The organism is Bacillus sp. FSL K6-0073 (genome assembly GCF_038006085.1).
In the GTDB taxonomy this organism is placed as follows: domain Bacteria; phylum Bacillota; class Bacilli; order Bacillales; family Bacillaceae_G; genus Bacillus_A; species Bacillus_A cereus.
Genome location: NZ_JBBOUN010000001.1, coordinates 228,937 through 244,952 on the forward strand (window position 1 = coordinate 228,937; position 16,016 = coordinate 244,952).

Genomic DNA, 16,016 nt, shown 5'->3' on the forward strand with positions numbered 1-16,016 from the left:
GTAAAGAAGAAGTAGTGAAGTTACCAATTAAAGATTTCTGTAGCTACTTTACTGTTGCCGTAGTGTGTATTGGATTATTTGATATCATAACAAACTTAATTGTTAAATAATATAGATGATAAAACAAGAAAGGAAGTCCTTTCTTGTTTTTTTTATGGGGGCATAAAGATGAAATGGATTGATAGTCATATACATGTTGATCAATATAAGGGTGAAGAGAAGAACAGATTACTGAAAGAGGTGGAAAATAGTAATGAAATAAAGGGGCTTATTGCTGTATCTATGAATTATCAATCTTGTAAGGAAACGTTATCTTTAGCGAAGAAGTATCCCTTTATATATCCAGCGATAGGGTTTCATCCAGAGCAACAGATTCATAAAGAAGAGTGTGAACAGATTTATAAACTTATTGAACAGAACGCAGAGGAAATTGTTGCGATTGGTGAAGTAGGTTTGCCCTATTATTTGAGGAAAGAAGATGAAAGCATTGCTGTAGATTCATACATAGCTGTATTAAAAAAATTTATAGAACTAGCTAGTAAGTATAATTTGCCGATTATATTACACGCAGTTTATGAAGATGCTGACACTGTATGTGATTTGCTAGAGAAATATAAAGTTTCACGTGCACATTTCCATTGGTTTAAAGGAAGTGATGAAACAATGAAACGGATGATGAAGAATGGTTATTATATTTCGATTACACCGGATGTTTTACATAAGGAGAAGATTAGAAAAATTGTTTCGTATTATCCGCTTGAATATATGATGGTAGAAACAGATGGACCGTGGGAATTTCAAGACGATGTTATGACGCACCCGAGAATGATTCGAGATGTATTAAAGGAAATTAGTGTTATAAAAAACATATCTGTTGATCAGGTTGCAGAAACAATATATGAAAATACCATTCGATTTTATTTGAAAGGATAGGAGAATTATAATTTTCATAATGTAACGGAAAAAGTAAAAGTTGAATTTATTTAATAAAATGCCACGGTTTGATATATGAAAAAAACCACCAAGCGTTCCGCTCGGTGGTTTTTTATTAGGATTCTAATTTTTTAGCACGTTTTAATAATAAAAGAAAGACAATGATAACGAACCCCAGTATAAGGAAGAAGCCATATTGCTTTATATAATCAATTATGTCATTCGCACTGGTTGGTTTTTCAACGTGAATGCCGTCTTTATTCGTCGTAATATGAATATCTTTCATTTTTACTTCATTTTTTTCCTTTTGTAAATCAATCCATTCTATATTTGGAATACTTTCTAGATCCTTTAATACTTCTTTTAATGGTTTCACACCTAAGTAAGGATGATAAAATGCCCCAATAATCCCATCGGATAATTTAGCAACAGATAAAGCATTTGCTTTCATTTTAGCGATAGCTTGTGGCTTGTCTTCTTCAATAAAACCGACTGTTTCAGGCATTAATTTCATTCCATGTAGAAATGATGGTGTACTTCTATATGCCGGAGAGTGCATGGATTTCCAAGTTATATCACTTAACTGTAGTTGTCCTACATAAGTTGAAAAGTATCTTGATAATATTTCATACCCTTTTTGAGACATCGTGTAATGGGGTGCTTCAAATGCGACGGGATATAGTTTAGCATCTACAAGTTCTTGAATGCCTTTTTCAATATGCTCAGTTGTATATTTTTCTTCAAATTCTTCCCCTTTTTTTACGTATGCATTATATGCTTCTATATTAGGAAAGGCATCTTTTGTTTTTGGTTTTTCATGTTTCGGTTGGCGAATTGGTTGATCTGACTTTACGTCCCAAAATTCAAAACCTTCCCCAGTTTCACTATCATAAAATTGGTGCGTATAACCGTGCATAATAATTGCTGCACCCTCATCTTGCATAGAGCGTAAAAGATCGACTAGTTCGGGTTTATCTTTTAAATGTAGTGTTTTTCCTGTCTCTGGATCTGTATATACAGGAATAACAGTGATCATGTAAGGAATATTTTTCTCTTTTAGTAATGTAGCAATTTCTTTTAATTGATTTATATCTGCGGCTGGATGGACGTCCTCAAGACGTAAATAAGCTTCTACCTTATTGTTCGTTGGCTTTTGTCCGAAGTAAGAAAATAACACTTCACCGATGTAATGAGACATCCAGTCAAAGAGATTTGGCGTTGCAACGTAATAAGAATTATTTTGTTGCACAATTAATGGATAAGGATTCTTCCCTTTTAAAGCGTGGGCAAGAATTGTTCCAGTTGTATCAAGATGTTTAATTGATCGTTCTTCCTCTAATGTATTCTTTATTTTACGTGTTGGATATTCAATTGTATCAGAGTTTATATCTTCATTTTTAAGTGTGATAAACGAAAAACGATTGGATAATTGTTCTATATTTTGACCTAAAAATAGTAGTGGCCCTGAGAAACTTTCTAGAAATTCTTTTGTTTCAGTAGAAAGTTCTTCTTGTTTTTCACCTAAGTAAATAATATGTGTATATGAAGATTTATCAGTTATTTCAGCTAACTGTTTTATGTTTTTTATTGTTATGTTATTAGTAAAATGTCCTACTTGTGTATTAAGTATTTGGGTATCACTTGTAATTTGATCATCGTTCGAACTGTATAGAATAAGGGCTTTTAGATTTGCGTTTTTTTGTGCGGAAATAGGGACAGGAATTAATAGTAGTAAACTAAATAAGAGTAGCAACCATTTTTTCATATTATTATTCTCCTAGTTTATATTTAGAATTCAATTTACAATTATATACAAAAAATGCGTTATAGTCTATGAAAGTTACATTTTTGCACGTATTTACCAGCTGTTTTTTCACAAAATCGGTCTAAAGCATGATGATAATACGTATAGTTATTTGCTATGATAAAAGAGTAAGAGAATGATGAAATTTGGGTAATTGTAAAGGGAAGAAGGCTGAAAGGGGACAAATTTCAGCGGAGAAAGAGGTAGAGGTAGTGAAGAAATTCTTTGTAGGATTTTTAGTTGTTCTTGGAGTATATTTATATTTCCAAGGAAAGTCTGAAGGAATGGATAAGCTAGTGAATGGAACAAGCTATGTTGATTCAGAAGAAGCAAAACAGATGAAACAAATCATTATAGAGGAAGCGAAGAAAGTAAATCTTCCGGAATGGATACCTCTTGCAATTGCCGAGCATGAAAGTCGATTAAATCCAAGAAGTGTTGGAGATAATGGAACTTCATTTGGATTGTTTCAACTACACCGCGGCGGCGGGCTTGCACCAGAACATTTAACTGATGATGAGCTGAAAGATCCACGTACAAATGCGCAAATTGCAATGCCGCATTTAATGAAAGGATATAAGCGTGGGGTGCAAAAAGGTTTGACTGATTTTGCATTACTGAAATATATAGCGAATACATCTGGATGGCCAGGGAATTTAGGGCCAGAGTGGACGGATAATAACATGAAGTATAACATCGGACTAGAAGATGTGTACTATCGAAATAAAGGTGTAATTAAAGAGTAGGTTTTCTATACCTACTCTGTTTTTTTATGAATAATTTCATCCTTTTCTTTCGTGAAATACTGCGTGAGTTGTATTTTCACCTCTTCTAGTTTTGTAGAAACTTGCGGTATTTTATATCCTACATACAATGGTGAAACGACAAATCTAGGTACAACTTTACAAATGATTTTTCCATTTAAGTAATAGAAGAATAAGTTATAACTACTGCATCCTTTATGGAAATCTATCAGTATGTAACGTACAGTTTGCTGAATGTAATTTGCCATTTCATCTATATATGAAATATTATCAATGATTATATTGAATTCAGTGAAGCCAATAATGGGATGCTCTGAAATATTAAGCTCAATGCGTTCATTTTTTTGAACAATTACCCCTTGGAAATTTTCTTCTTCAATATTTTCAAGATAATTTACATATTTCATTCCGATAATTTGCATGTGTGCATGATGCAAACTTCCACCTGAAAATGGACCGTGATTTTTGTATAAAATTACAGATGCAAATTCTTCGTTCTTCTGTAAGTGTAACCAATGTTGAATAGAAAATTGCATTAATTTTCGCATATGTTCTTCTGTATATGTTGCGATATGATCTTCGCAATTATCCGTTTCAATCAGCACCGTTTGAAATGTATCTTGTAGTGTAGGAAATTTATTTTTTAACCAAATAATAGAACCATCAGTTGCTAAAATATCCGTTAAATGTTCTTTATCGCAAAATGGACATGCAGCGCTTCTATTCCGAATACTTTCTGGTTTTTGTTTACCGATATCGTTTAAAAAATATAGTTGTTGTGTATCCATTTGTATATATGCCCCTTTAAAATATGTGTAAAAATCCCGCTTAATACATTCGGGAAAAGGAGAAGGAAATCCTCTAAAGACAATATGGAAAAAATAAAAGACAAGATATCCTCATTACGATAGGGTACCTTGTCTTTTATTTTTTCTCTAATAGTGTGTATGGATAATATAGAACATTTTCATTATTTTTCTTTTTTCTATTTTTTATTGTGTATAAAGTAATTGCTGTGCTTGCAATTATAATAATGGCTTTCTTCATATTCATATACCCCTTTTTATTGTTGGTTTAATTCTTGGCTAACTGCTTTTGCATCGACTAAAGCGTGTAAAATCATTTTCACCATGTTCATCATATTTCTTCACTCCTTTTTATAGTTCATTTAATTCTTTTACAACTGCTTGTCCGTTCACTAATACCTCAAAGATTGCTTTTACGATTTCTTTCATCATGTTTGTTTCCTCCTTGTGTTTGTCTCTCTTGTTTTACATCTTTATTGTATAGGGAGGCATCTTTTCGTACTATCGCTTTCCATTACGTGAACATAACAGTTTTGTAAGATTTGATGTCACTTATTGAAATGTTTAGTCTATCTTCATTATTTTCAGAAAAATGACTATTCAAACATGAAATTGGAAAGTATAATAAAGAAGTAAGTATTAAATTCCGTACGAAAGGGGTGCATGAGATGAAACGTTCTTTAGCTGCGCGTGCCAAATTTTTAGATTTTATCTATTTTTGTCGTGCGATTTTTCATGATGTAGTTGTTAACGGGATACGTATGCCCTTTTTTAACAATTGCATAGTGACTATTGAACGATAGAAATCTCTTCACCCATTTTTAATAAACGTGTGAAAAGGGAGCTATTTGGCTTCCTTTTTCTATGCCGAAAACCATGGGGAATGTTTCTTTCTCATGGTTTTTTATATTGAAAGGAGTACGGAAAATGACTATTTGTAGTGTAAATAATGTAACGAAATCTTTTGGTGGAAACATCATATTTGAAAATATATCGCTTGAAATAAAGAATGGTGAACGTGTTGGGTTAGTTGGTCGTAACGGTAGTGGGAAGACAACAATCTTTGGGCTTCTAACGGGAATGGAGAGTTTGGATGCAGGAGCCATTCATATGAAGAAAGGTACACGTATTGGTCATGTCGCACAAATTCCGAAGTTTGATGAGGCCATGACTGTATATGATGTATTGAGTTCCGCTTTTAAAGTAGAAAAGGAATTAGAAAAAGAAATGCATGCTCTAGAAAAAAATATGGCGGAGGAGCAGGAACAATCTGCTTTGCAAAAGCTAATGGAGAGGTACGGAGTAATTCAAGAAAAATTTGCATTTCTCGGTGGTTATGAAATAGAGGCAAATATAATGAAGGTAGCAAATGGCTTACAAGTCACAAACTTATTTCCAAGAGTATTTACGGAATTAAGTGGAGGAGAACAGACGAAAATAAGCCTTGCATATATGCTATTGCAGAAACCAGATTTACTTCTATTAGATGAACCAACAAATCATTTAGATTTGTTTGCAGTTGAATGGTTAGAGAAGTTTTTAAAAGAATATACTGGAACAGTTATGGTTATTTCACACGATCGCTATTTCCTTGATGAAGTTGTAACGAAAATTTTGGATTTGGAAGATGGAGAGATTCACGTGTACCATACGAATTATTCTCAGTTCGTTGAGGAGAAGGAAGAAAGGTTACTTCAAGAGTTTCAAGCTTATCAAGAGCAGCAAAAGAAAATAAAGAAAATGAAAGAAGCAATTAAGCGCCTACGTGAATGGGCAAATCAAGCGAATCCTCCGAATGAAGGATTGCATAAAAGAGCGAGGAATATGGAACGTGCGTTAGAGCGTATAGAGAAATTAAAGAGGCCGATTTTAGAAAGAAAACAGATGGGTCTTCAGTTTGAAGGGCAAGAGAGAAGCGGAAAAGATGTTGTTGTAATGAAAGAAGTGAGTAAAGGTTTTGCTGGCCGACTTTTATTTGAACAAGCGAATTTACATGTTCGTTTTCAAGAGCGTGCTGCTATCGTTGGTCGTAATGGTACAGGAAAGACTACATTATTAAAACTACTATTAGAAGAAATAAATCCAGACGTTGGTGAAATTCGCATTGGTAGTAGTGTCAAAATTGGTTATTTATCACAGCATACGTATGGAAATGTGAAGAGTAATGTATTGGAAGCGTTTAGAGAGTATGTGGCTGTAACAGAAGGAGAAGCAAGACATATATTAGCTAAGTTTTTATTTTATGGTCCAGCGGTGTTTAAGAAAGTAACACAACTGAGCGGTGGAGAAAAAATGAGATTAAGACTTGCGCAACTTATGTATCAAGACATCAATTTTCTAATTTTAGATGAGCCGACAAACCATCTTGATATTGAATCAAGGGAAGTTTTAGAGGAAGCCCTTGAGCAATATAACGGGACGATTTTAGCTGTTTCACACGATCGATATTTTTTAAATAAGTTATTTGAAAAGACGTACTGGATTGATAGATGCAAATTATTTGAGTTTGCAGGAAATTATGCATGGGCTCGTCAAAAGTGGGAGGAAAAGCTTGAGAAGCAAGTAATAAAGCAGAAACGCCAAGGGAGAAAAAGTGTTGAAACGGTTCCTTTAAAAGAGAAAGAAGCTAGGAATCTTGAAGAGATTGAAAATGAGTTAATGCATGTAGAAGAAGATATATATGCAATAGAATGTGGAATGGAACATGTAGCTGATGTTGAAAAACTTGAAAAATTATATGAGGAAAAAACGAAGAAAGAGTTGTTACGAGCAGATTTATATAATGAATTAGAGAATATTGTGGAGTAATGAGTAGAAAGCCACTTCCTTTCAGTTTTGCTGGAGGAAGTGGCTTTCTTCATAATGATATTTTGCTTTAAAGGTTAAATGAAGCGATGTGTTTCACGTGAAACAGTAACTTAGATAAATCCATTTTCCTCAATTTGCATAGTTTGTGAAACATATGAAAATGATAAGGTGAAAAATAAATGTCATTAGTGGTTTTTCGATAGGAGTAATTACAAAAACAAAGGCTAATTATTTCCCGAGAGATAAAGTGAGGGCTTTTACGGGCACCCCGACCCTGACCTAACTTCTTTTGCTTTCGCTGAATTTTGAGGTGGGGGTCTTACTGCACGGCAAATAGCGGGATAAATATGTGTAACAGAGACTAGTGAATGAAAACAAAAAGAGAGCAAAGTTACAGCTTTACGCGCTGAACTCTGCTCTCTTTTTGCGTGGCATCTTCTCTCGTTGAAATTATAATAGCGATCCCGAGCATGATAAAAAAAGCTAAAAAGAGGACGAACTTTGGGAAGAACGGGAATAGTAATAGCGCTCCGACTATCATAATTGTTAATAATACGTAGTGCAGGACGTATTGGAATAGGTTGTCCATATTTTCGCCCCCTTTTTGGTAATTGGTTATTAGTATTCTATGTTTCATGCTGAACGAATAGAAGTGAATTTTTAATTTTTTTATAAGAAATAAAAGAGAGCGATTGAAGAGTTTATTTCAACAAGTAAACGAAATTATGATGGATATTATAATCAGAAAGTAGATGAATTAGCTAAGCAAGCATTAGAAACGTTGGATATTGAAAAGCGAAAGGAAATTTATAAAAAATTATATCAAGAGTTAAGCGAAGCCCCGCTTGTAATCTTCTTGAATAATAGCAAAATGGTGTCTACACATCATGCACGAATTCAAGGATTATAAGAAGGTGACTATAACGGAGTTTTATTAAGTTTACCTAAATTAAAGATAGAATAATAATTTTAAAAAAATTCTTGAAATATTTATTTAGAAAGAATTGACAAAATATAACTGAAGATATAAGCTAATAACCATAAAGTCTACCGGAAAGGTCGGAATAAGATTGTTACCCCTCAAAAACATCTATTTTTTTACGATTAAAACCGACTTTTCCGATTGGCTATAAAATGTTGCTGTGGGAGGCATACATAAGGCAAGCAGTTCATAAGGTTTAATTATTAAAAAAAGAAAAGTTAGGGTGGGGACAATGAAGAAAAAGACAAAAAAATGGGCTGGTGTATTTTCGGTATTACTGAGTAGTTCGCTTGTGTTATCTGCTTGTGGGGGACAGGAGGATGCGGCTTCTACAGAGCCGGTTAAACAGCAGGATTTAAAAAGTGTGAAAATTGAAAAGATTGCTGCGACAGATAAAACGAAAGTGCCAGACAAAGCGAAGAATAGAAAAGATACGTTAGTAGTTGGTATTAGTAAGCCAGGCGGCGTATTTTTACCATACTTTCAACAAAATGGTTGGGATGGAAACGTAACTTCAGTTATTTTTGCATCTCTCGTATCAACCGATAAACAAGGGAAACCAATTCCAGAATTAGCTGAGAAGTGGGACGTTTCTTCTGATCAGTTAACATATACATTCCATTTACGTAAAGATTTGAAATTTAGTGATGGATCGCCATTAACGGCGGATGATGTAGCTTTCACATTGACGCTTTTACATGATAAGGCATATGAAGGTGAAGTAGATATCTCTCAATATGCCGTTAAAGGTGGTAAAGAATATAAAGAAGGAAAAGCAACTTCAATTGAAGGTATTCAAGTTGTTGATCAACAAACAATTAAAATTACAACTGAAAAAGTGAATTCACAAGCTATATTTGTTTTAGGAGGTACAGTACTATCAAAAGCTTATTATGGAAAAGATTATAAGCAAAATACAAGCTTAGATTACTTAAAAGATTTATATGGAAAGCCATTAGCTGCGGGTCCATATAAATTTGAAAAGTATATTCCAGGTCAAGAAGTTCGTTTTGTAGCAAACGAAAATTATTATGCGGGTAAACCAAAAATTCAAAACTTTATTTATAAAATTACTTCTGGTGATACGAAGCTTCAGTTATTCCAAACAGGAGAAGTTGACCATACTGGCTTAGGTACCGGTGATGAGGTTCTTGAACAGGCTAAGGCTTTAGAATTCGCAAATATCCAAATCGAAACAGCGCCGTCATTTAGTTATATTTATATGAATAATAATAAGCCTTACTTAAAGGATAAAAAGGTTCGCCAAGCACTTATTTACGGATTAGACCGCAAAAAATATGTTGATACAGCGTTAAAAGGATACGGTACAGTAGCCAATGTACCAATTCATCCAACTTCTTGGGCTTATACGGAAGAAGGAGTTAATAAATACGAATACGATAAAGAAAAAGCGAAAAAATTATTAGATGAAGCAGGGTGGAAAGTTGGTTCGGATGGAATTCGTGAGAAAGATGGTCAAAAATTAAAACTTTCTTATTTCGGTCCAAGTTCGGCTAAAGATAGTGATTTATTAATTCCGATTGCGAAAGAGAATTATAAAGAAATAGGTGTAGAGTTTAATCCTGAATTTATGGACTTTAATACGATGCTTTCTAAGGTAAACAAAGGAGATTATGATTTAGCTTCTGTTTCGACACCGATTACAAGTGACCCGAGTGAAACAGCTGGTGAATATTTGTCTACTGCAAATGAAACTAGTCTTGGTTATAAGAATGCAAAAGTAGATGAGCTAATTCAAAAAGGTATTGAAACTGTAGATATCGAAAAGCGTAAACCTATTTATAAAGAATTGTATAAAGAATTAAGTGATGATCCACCAGTAATTCTATTAAACTACCGTAGAACAATTACTGGTTATAACGGGAATATAAAAGGAATTGATCCTGAAAAGTACAACAGTATTAGTGCAAACTTACCGGTATTATCATTTGAAAAATAACGATAAGAATGTATAAGTAGAAGACATTTTTTCATTCGGTTAGTAATGTGCCGCTTTGAAAAAATGTTCTTCTATTTTAAGCATAAGATTGGAGAGAAAAAGGGTGAAAACATATATTGTTCGTAGGTTGTTACAAATGATTCCTACACTGCTTGGTACATCAATTATTATCTTTGTCCTGTTCGCACTTCTCCCTGGGGATTATATTGATTCAAACCCGAAAATTACACCGGAAAGAGCAGCTGAACTGAGGGAATTATATGGGTTGAACAAACCGATTGTTGAGCGTTATTTTCATTGGTTAGGTAATGCATTGCAAGGGGACTTTGGCTTCTCGCTTCAATATCAAGAGCCTGTAACGTCATTATTAAATAAATTTATTTGGAATTCTTTTAGTGTAGCAATTATTGCATTGTTTTTTATTTGGCTAATTGCACTTATTATCGGTGTATTCTCGGCGACGAAACAACATTCTTTATTCGATAAACTTGTAACAATCGGTGTTTTTGCAGCAATGTCATTCCCTTCATTCTTTATCGGCTTGTTTTTAATTAAGGTGTTTGCGGTTGACTTTAAGTTATTACCGATAGGTGGAATGATTGATGTTGGCAGTAATTCAACAGGATTTGCTTACGTGATAGAAGTTGCAAAACATATGATTTTACCAGTATTTATTTTGACACTTCTTGGGGTCGGCTCGCTAACTCGGTATTTTAGAACAAGTATGTTAGAGGTTGTAAGACAAGATTACATACGAACAGCAAGAGCGAAAGGTTTGAAGGAGAAGACGGTTATTTATAAGCATGCATTAAAAAATGCAATATTACCAGCAATTACGTTATTAGCATTTGAATTACCGGGATTGTTTTCTGGGGCAATTATTATTGAACAAATTTTTAACTGGCCAGGGATTGGTAATATTCAATTAGAAGCATTAAATTTCCGTGACTATACAGTATTGATGGCATTTACGATGTTTCTTTCTTGTTTAACAATCGTTTCAAACTTTTTAGCAGATATCGTATATGCAGTTGTTGATCCAAGAATTCGGTTGAAGTAAGGGGGAGGAAGAAATGGAGACTGTTACAGTAATTACAGAAAAAAAAGAAAAAAAGAGCAGAAGCGAATCATCACCATGGCGACAAGCTTTTAAAAAGATAAAGAAAAATAAGATGGCACTTGTAGGGTTTTATGCATTATTTTTTATGTTTTTATTTTGTTTTATTGGTCCGTTCTTTTCTCCATATGCATCAGGGAAAATACAAGTTGCGCTCATTAACAAACCACCTAGTGTTTCTCATTGGCTTGGTACAGATCAATTAGGAAGAGATATTTTAACAAGGCTTATGCAAGCGGGACGTATTTCATTAACCATTGGTTTAGCTTCAATGGTTTTATCGGTTATACTTGGAGCTTTATTAGGAGCGATTGCAGGTTTTTATCGTGGGATTGTGGACAATATTATTATGCGGCTTGCAGATATTTTAATGTCAATGCCAGGATTACCGTTACTTATTATAATGGGTGCGATTTTATCAGAGTGGAAAGTACCGTCTGATTATCGTTTGTATGTCATTATGATTATTTTAAGTCTAGTAGGTTGGCCAGGGCTTGCACGCCTTGTAAGAGGGCAAATTTTATCACTTAGGGAGCAAGCATTTATGCAAGCTGCGGATGTGTTAGGAATAAAAGATTACCGGAAAATTATATATCACTTAATACCTAATGTTTTACCCATTTTAATTGTTGTATCCACATTAGGTGTTGCAGGTTCTATTTTGGGAGAATCCGCACTAAGTTACTTAGGCCTCGGAGTCGTTCCACCTACACCATCATGGGGGAACATGATTAGCGCAGCTAACTCATTAATCGATTTCCAAAAGCGTCCATGGTTATGGATTCCGCCCGGTTTTGCAATCTTTATAACAGTTGTATCAATTAATTTACTTGGTGATGCACTTCGTGATGCGTTAGATCCAAAGATGAGACGGTAGGTGAGAAGATATGAGTAAAGCGGTAGTAGAGCTGAAAGACTTACAAACACATTTTCAAACTGACGAGGGGACAGTAAAGGCTGTGAACCATGTTAGCTTTGCGGTTCGAGAAGGGGAAACAGTTTGTGTAGTAGGAGAATCAGGTTGCGGGAAGAGTGTAACAGCTTTATCTATTATGGGGCTTATTGCTGAATCAGGCAGTGTAGTGGGTGGAGACATTTTATATGAAGGAAAAAGTCTTTTAGGAATGAAAGAGAAAGAACTTCGTAGTTTACGAGGTAATGATATTGCAATGATTTTCCAAGAACCAATGACATCGCTAAACCCCGTCTTCACTGTAGGAGAGCAAATTGTAGAAACGTTAAGGGAGCATGAATTACTTAGTAAAAATGAAGCATATAAGAAGGCAATTGAGTTAATTCGTAAAGTTGGCATAGCCCGCGCTGATGAAATCGTCCATTCTTATCCGCATGAACTGAGCGGTGGGATGTTACAACGTATTATGATTGCTGTTGCACTTAGTTGTAATCCTAAGCTATTAATTGCGGATGAACCAACAACAGCTCTTGATGTTACCATTCAGGCTCAAATATTGGATCTACTAAGACAAGTGAAAGAAGAATTTAAAACGTCGATTTTATTAATTACACATGACTTAGGTGTCGTAGCGGAAATGGCTGATTATGTTGTCGTTATGTATGGCGGGAAAGTTATTGAAGAAGCTCCAGTACTAGAGATATTCCAAAATCCAAAACATCCTTATACGAAAGGATTATTGAAATCAAAACCAGTAATGGGAAAACGAATAGATAAACTATATTCTATTCCAGGGCAAGTTCCGAATTTAGTTGGTTTAGGTGAGTTTTGCTACTTTAGTGGGCGTTGTGAGCATTGTATGGAAATATGTGAAAAAGAAGCTCCAAATCTAAATGTAAATGATGAAAATCATAAAGTAGCTTGCTGGTTATATGAGGAGCGTGCGGAACAATGAGTGAACCATTATTAGAGGTAAAAAACCTAAAGACATATTTTCCAATTAAGGGTGGCGTATTTAGTAGAACAATTGGGCATGTAAAAGCAGTTGATGGAGTAAGTTTTACTATTAATAAAGGTGAAGTGTTTGGTCTCGTTGGCGAATCAGGGAGCGGAAAAACAACAATAGGAAAAACAATTTTACGCCTCGTTCAAAAAACGGAGGGAGAAGTGAAGTTTAAAGGGAAAGATGTTCATTCTTTATCCAAGGATGAATTAAGAAAACATCGCCCTAATATGCAGCTCGTTTTCCAAGATCCATTTAGTTCATTAAATCCGAGAATGAGAATTGGAGAAGCGCTTGGAGAGCCAATGTTGGCCCACGGATTAGCGACGAAAGAAAATGTTCGTGAAAAGGTAATTGAAGTATTGGAGTTATGTGGATTAGCTCCTTATCATATTGACCGGTATCCCCATGAGTTTTCTGGTGGACAACGTCAGCGTATCGTAATCGCAAGAGCTATGGTATTAAATCCAAAATTCATTGTAGCTGATGAACCTGTGGCGGCACTAGATGTATCTATCCAAGCACAAATTATTAATTTATTTAGTGAGTTACAGGAGAAAAAGGGATTATCTTATTTATTCATTTCGCATGATTTAAGTGTAGTAGAACATTTATGTACGAAAATCGGAATTATGTATTTAGGTACGATTGTGGAGACAGCACCGCGTGATGAGTTATTTACCAATCCGCTACATCCTTATACGAAAGCATTGTTATCAGCTGTTCCAATACCAGATCCAAAAGTGAAGCGAGAGCGAATTATACTAGAAGGGGATATTCCAAGTCCAGCAAATCCACCTTCGGGCTGTCGTTTTCATACACGTTGCCCATTTGCAACGGATGTTTGTAAAAAAACAGTACCAGAATTCCGTAATGTTGGTGCAGAGCATTTTGTTGCTTGTCATCACGTATAAAAAAGGGACTCTTTCAGAGATTGAAAGAGTCCTTTTTTTATATACTAGATGAAGCTTGTTTCAATACAAATTGCTCGATTGCGTGAGCAACACCATGTTCATTGTTTGTTAGTGTTACAACATCACATAGCTTTTTTACATCTTCTTCAGCGTTGCCCATTGCAACAGATAAGCCTGCTACTTCTAACATTGGTACATCATTAAAATTATCACCAATAGCAACTGTATCTTCAATAGGGATATTAAAATGAGCTGCCATCTGCTGTATCCCGTTTCCTTTATGTCCATTCCTATCCATAATTTCTAAGTTAGTAGGAGCCGATGCTGTAACCATAATATCAGCATCTTCTTGTAATATACTTAATAGCTGTGCGCGATGCGCTGCATTAAACGTTAAAATGAAGAATTTAGATATTTCTAGTTCTTGGTTATTCACAACATCTTCTATTTTTTTGAAATCAGTAATTAGGTTCGATTTCTTTTGCTTTTCTGTAATTCGTTCAAGTTCCTCTAATGTAACATCAAGCGCATGCTTATTTTCTTCGAATGCTTGCATCACTTGATCTTGCCATGTATATGGAGAATAAACTCCTTTATTCGTATATAGCTTATATGGGAAACCTTCAGATTCTAGTAATTTTGCAAGTTTGTACACTTTGTCGTTTTGTATACAACGCGAGTTAATTACTTTTCCATCCACATAAACAATAGCCCCATTGCTTGCTCCGACTGGAAGAGATAATTTATATTCTTCCAATAGCTTTAAAGCATCCTCTTTCGCACGACCAGAACAGATCATTACAATATGACCGGCTTCTTGTGCAGTTTGGATTGCTTGTAGGTTTTCTTTGGAGATTTCAAGATTAGATGATAGTAGTGTACCATCCATATCTAATGCGATTAATTTCAAAATGACCACCTCTTTGTTTTTATTATACATAGTTATATAGAGGAAACATATAAACTTATCTTGGAAAGACGGTATTTTATCTCATATTAAAAGTAAGTAAAGATTAGATAGGTTTAGTGGCACTAAATAAACAATTTGTAACAAAAATAGAGAGGAATATGACTACATTTCACTTTATGACTGTAATGTTACACGGATGTTACAAACGTGAACTTAGTGAAAAACGCATTAAATAAAGGTTTTTGAGGGTTATTATAAAAAAACGTAAAAAAAGTGTAATAAATTTTACGTAATTATATTGCAACGTAATAATAGTTATGTTACATTAATGTTACAAACGTTACGTTATCAAATTTAATGTAACGTTAACATAAAAACTATGAAATAAACATTTCTTAGAAATTACATATAGATAACTTATAAAAAGGGAGGATAAATGATATGAAAGAGCAAGTATTACAAGTAACAAAAGGTGACTTCGTAGGATCAGCAAGTGGAGCGGTAGTATTAACAGCGTTAATCGTATTTCTATCAAGCGTATTAGTATAATAGAAGCTTTGTAACAAAAGAAAAAAAGGAGGATAAATGATATGAAAGAGCAAGTGTTACAAGTAACAAAAGGTGACTTCGTAGGATCAGCAAGTGGAGCGGTAGTATTAACAGCGTTAATCGTATTTCTATCAAGCGTATTAGTATAATAGAAGCTTTGTAACAAAAGAAAAAAAGGAGGATAAATGATATGAAAGAGCAAGTGTTACAAGTAACAAAAGGTGACTTCGTAGGATCAGCAAGTGGAGCGGTAGTATTAACAGCATTAATCGTATTTTTATCAAGTGTATTAGTTATAATAGAAGTTTTAAATCAAACAAAAAAGGAAGGAGAATGAGGGATATGAACAGTGAACAAGTGTTTCAAGTAACAAAAACAGATTTATTAGGATCCTTAGGTGGAGCGGTAATATTAACATCATTTATTCTATTCCTTGCAAATGTATTAGTATGAGATATATAAATACAATCATTCAAAAAAAATAAAGACTCTAACGTATTAGTAAGTAGTTAATATGTTGGAGTCTTTTTTATATTCTTCTTATATACCTTCA

At 34.2% G+C, this 16,016-nt stretch carries 18 protein-coding genes and 1 pseudogene; 14 read left to right on the plus strand and 5 right to left on the minus strand.

Annotation, left to right across the window (positions count from 1 at the left end):
- Nucleotides 1-168 precede the first annotated feature (168 nt).
- Nucleotides 169-933, plus strand: coding sequence for a TatD family hydrolase (locus MHB52_RS01280; RefSeq protein WP_061663595.1), 765 nt, complete (start codon nt 169-171; stop codon nt 931-933).
- Nucleotides 934-1,048: 115 nt separating this feature from the next.
- Here MHB52_RS01280 and MHB52_RS01285 read toward each other — a convergent pair whose 3' ends face one another.
- On the minus strand, nt 1,049-2,698 hold the full coding sequence (locus MHB52_RS01285) for a DUF2334 domain-containing protein (protein ID WP_061663596.1): 1,650 nt from the start codon (nt 2,696-2,698) through the stop codon (nt 1,049-1,051).
- Between the two features lie 251 nt (nt 2,699-2,949).
- Between MHB52_RS01285 and MHB52_RS01290 the strand changes: the two genes are divergently transcribed.
- Nucleotides 2,950-3,483 carry a transglycosylase SLT domain-containing protein gene (locus MHB52_RS01290; protein WP_000713249.1) on the plus strand — a complete coding sequence of 178 codons (534 nt, stop codon included), beginning with the start codon at nt 2,950-2,952 and terminating at the stop codon, nt 3,481-3,483.
- Between the two features lie 11 nt (nt 3,484-3,494).
- On the opposite strand, the gene MHB52_RS01295 is transcribed toward MHB52_RS01290, so the two are convergent.
- Together MHB52_RS01295 and MHB52_RS01300 are read right to left on the minus strand one after the other, a co-directional pair.
- Complete coding sequence (locus MHB52_RS01295) at nt 3,495-4,289, minus strand: DUF4931 domain-containing protein (protein ID WP_016119007.1); 795 nt, start codon at nt 4,287-4,289, stop codon at nt 3,495-3,497.
- Between the two features lie 136 nt (nt 4,290-4,425).
- Complete coding sequence (locus MHB52_RS01300; protein WP_001998915.1) at nt 4,426-4,554, minus strand: hypothetical protein; 129 nt, start codon at nt 4,552-4,554, stop codon at nt 4,426-4,428.
- 421 nt (nt 4,555-4,975) lie between these two features.
- Between MHB52_RS01300 and MHB52_RS01305 the strand changes: the two genes are divergently transcribed.
- Nucleotides 4,976-5,110, plus strand: a complete 135-nt coding sequence (locus MHB52_RS01305; RefSeq protein WP_000830643.1) for an RAxF-45 family protein — start codon at nt 4,976-4,978, stop codon at nt 5,108-5,110.
- A gap of 124 nt (nt 5,111-5,234) precedes the next feature.
- Nucleotides 5,235-7,115 (plus strand): ribosomal protection-like ABC-F family protein, encoded by a 1,881-nt coding sequence (gene abc-f, locus MHB52_RS01310; protein WP_061663597.1) that lies wholly within the window; start codon nt 5,235-5,237, stop codon nt 7,113-7,115.
- Between the two features lie 391 nt (nt 7,116-7,506).
- On the opposite strand, the gene MHB52_RS01315 is transcribed toward abc-f, so the two are convergent.
- On the minus strand, nt 7,507-7,704 hold the full coding sequence (locus tag MHB52_RS01315; protein WP_000369254.1) for a hypothetical protein: 198 nt from the start codon (nt 7,702-7,704) through the stop codon (nt 7,507-7,509).
- A gap of 102 nt (nt 7,705-7,806) precedes the next feature.
- Here MHB52_RS01315 and MHB52_RS01320 point away from each other — a divergent pair.
- The 6 genes and pseudogenes from MHB52_RS01320 to MHB52_RS01345 all read left to right on the plus strand — a co-directional run.
- Nucleotides 7,807-8,025, plus strand: a pseudogene (locus MHB52_RS01320) (ABC transporter substrate-binding protein); the annotation flags it as partial.
- A gap of 304 nt (nt 8,026-8,329) precedes the next feature.
- Nucleotides 8,330-10,057 carry an ABC transporter substrate-binding protein gene (locus tag MHB52_RS01325; RefSeq protein WP_000730665.1) on the plus strand — a complete coding sequence of 576 codons (1,728 nt, stop codon included), beginning with the start codon at nt 8,330-8,332 and terminating at the stop codon, nt 10,055-10,057.
- Nucleotides 10,058-10,160: 103 nt separating this feature from the next.
- The gene (locus tag MHB52_RS01330; protein WP_000860748.1) at nt 10,161-11,117 is read left to right on the plus strand and encodes an ABC transporter permease; all 957 of its coding nucleotides are present in this window, start codon (nt 10,161-10,163) and stop codon (nt 11,115-11,117) included.
- A gap of 13 nt (nt 11,118-11,130) precedes the next feature.
- Entirely contained in the window at nt 11,131-12,051 is a 921-nt protein-coding gene (opp4C, locus tag MHB52_RS01335) for an oligopeptide ABC transporter permease (RefSeq protein ID WP_061663598.1), read from the plus strand.
- A gap of 10 nt (nt 12,052-12,061) precedes the next feature.
- Nucleotides 12,062-13,042 carry an ABC transporter ATP-binding protein gene (locus tag MHB52_RS01340; RefSeq protein WP_000030767.1) on the plus strand — a complete coding sequence of 327 codons (981 nt, stop codon included), beginning with the start codon at nt 12,062-12,064 and terminating at the stop codon, nt 13,040-13,042.
- Nucleotides 13,039-14,004, plus strand: a complete 966-nt coding sequence (locus MHB52_RS01345; RefSeq protein ID WP_061663599.1) for an ABC transporter ATP-binding protein — start codon at nt 13,039-13,041, stop codon at nt 14,002-14,004. Before MHB52_RS01340 ends, MHB52_RS01345 begins: the two co-directional genes overlap by 4 nt.
- A 37-nt stretch (nt 14,005-14,041) precedes the next feature.
- Here MHB52_RS01345 and MHB52_RS01350 read toward each other — a convergent pair whose 3' ends face one another.
- Entirely contained in the window at nt 14,042-14,914 is an 873-nt protein-coding gene (locus MHB52_RS01350; RefSeq protein WP_000766423.1) for a Cof-type HAD-IIB family hydrolase, read from the minus strand.
- A 441-nt stretch (nt 14,915-15,355) separates the two neighbouring features.
- Here MHB52_RS01350 and MHB52_RS01355 point away from each other — a divergent pair, with 441 nt between their 5' ends.
- The 4 genes from MHB52_RS01355 to MHB52_RS01370 are packed head-to-tail and all read left to right on the plus strand — an operon-like array spanning nt 15,356 to nt 15,916.
- Nucleotides 15,356-15,463, plus strand: a complete 108-nt coding sequence (locus tag MHB52_RS01355) for a DUF3948 family protein (RefSeq protein WP_000664237.1) — start codon at nt 15,356-15,358, stop codon at nt 15,461-15,463.
- Nucleotides 15,464-15,504: 41 nt separating this feature from the next.
- On the plus strand, nt 15,505-15,612 hold the full coding sequence (locus MHB52_RS01360; protein WP_000664237.1) for a DUF3948 family protein: 108 nt from the start codon (nt 15,505-15,507) through the stop codon (nt 15,610-15,612).
- Nucleotides 15,613-15,653: 41 nt separating this feature from the next.
- Entirely contained in the window at nt 15,654-15,800 is a 147-nt protein-coding gene (locus tag MHB52_RS01365) for a DUF3948 family protein (RefSeq protein ID WP_061664844.1), read from the plus strand.
- Between the two features lie 5 nt (nt 15,801-15,805).
- Entirely contained in the window at nt 15,806-15,916 is a 111-nt protein-coding gene (locus MHB52_RS01370; protein ID WP_001083690.1) for a DUF3948 family protein, read from the plus strand.
- Nucleotides 15,917-16,016: the final 100 nt, after the last annotated feature.

Bases quoted from the DNA above. Each gene is read 5' to 3' on its own strand.
- MHB52_RS01280 (WP_061663595.1), top strand. From the start codon at position 169: ATGAAATGGATTGATAGTCATATACATGTTGATCAATATAAGGGTGAA.
- MHB52_RS01285 (WP_061663596.1), bottom strand. From the start codon at position 2,698: ATGAAAAAATGGTTGCTACTCTTATTTAGTTTACTACTATTAATTCCT.
- MHB52_RS01295 (WP_016119007.1), bottom strand. From the start codon at position 4,289: ATGGATACACAACAACTATATTTTTTAAACGATATCGGTAAACAAAAA.
- MHB52_RS01300 (WP_001998915.1), bottom strand. From the start codon at position 4,554: ATGAATATGAAGAAAGCCATTATTATAATTGCAAGCACAGCAATTACT.
- MHB52_RS01305 (WP_000830643.1), top strand. From the start codon at position 4,976: ATGAAACGTTCTTTAGCTGCGCGTGCCAAATTTTTAGATTTTATCTAT.
- abc-f (WP_061663597.1), top strand. From the start codon at position 5,235: ATGACTATTTGTAGTGTAAATAATGTAACGAAATCTTTTGGTGGAAAC.
- MHB52_RS01315 (WP_000369254.1), bottom strand. From the start codon at position 7,704: ATGGACAACCTATTCCAATACGTCCTGCACTACGTATTATTAACAATT.
- MHB52_RS01325 (WP_000730665.1), top strand. From the start codon at position 8,330: ATGAAGAAAAAGACAAAAAAATGGGCTGGTGTATTTTCGGTATTACTG.
- opp4C (WP_061663598.1), top strand. From the start codon at position 11,131: ATGGAGACTGTTACAGTAATTACAGAAAAAAAAGAAAAAAAGAGCAGA.
- MHB52_RS01340 (WP_000030767.1), top strand. From the start codon at position 12,062: ATGAGTAAAGCGGTAGTAGAGCTGAAAGACTTACAAACACATTTTCAA.
- MHB52_RS01345 (WP_061663599.1), top strand. From the start codon at position 13,039: ATGAGTGAACCATTATTAGAGGTAAAAAACCTAAAGACATATTTTCCA.
- MHB52_RS01355 (WP_000664237.1), top strand. From the start codon at position 15,356: ATGAAAGAGCAAGTATTACAAGTAACAAAAGGTGACTTCGTAGGATCA.
- MHB52_RS01360 (WP_000664237.1), top strand. From the start codon at position 15,505: ATGAAAGAGCAAGTGTTACAAGTAACAAAAGGTGACTTCGTAGGATCA.
- MHB52_RS01365 (WP_061664844.1), top strand. From the start codon at position 15,654: ATGAAAGAGCAAGTGTTACAAGTAACAAAAGGTGACTTCGTAGGATCA.
- MHB52_RS01370 (WP_001083690.1), top strand. From the start codon at position 15,806: ATGAACAGTGAACAAGTGTTTCAAGTAACAAAAACAGATTTATTAGGA.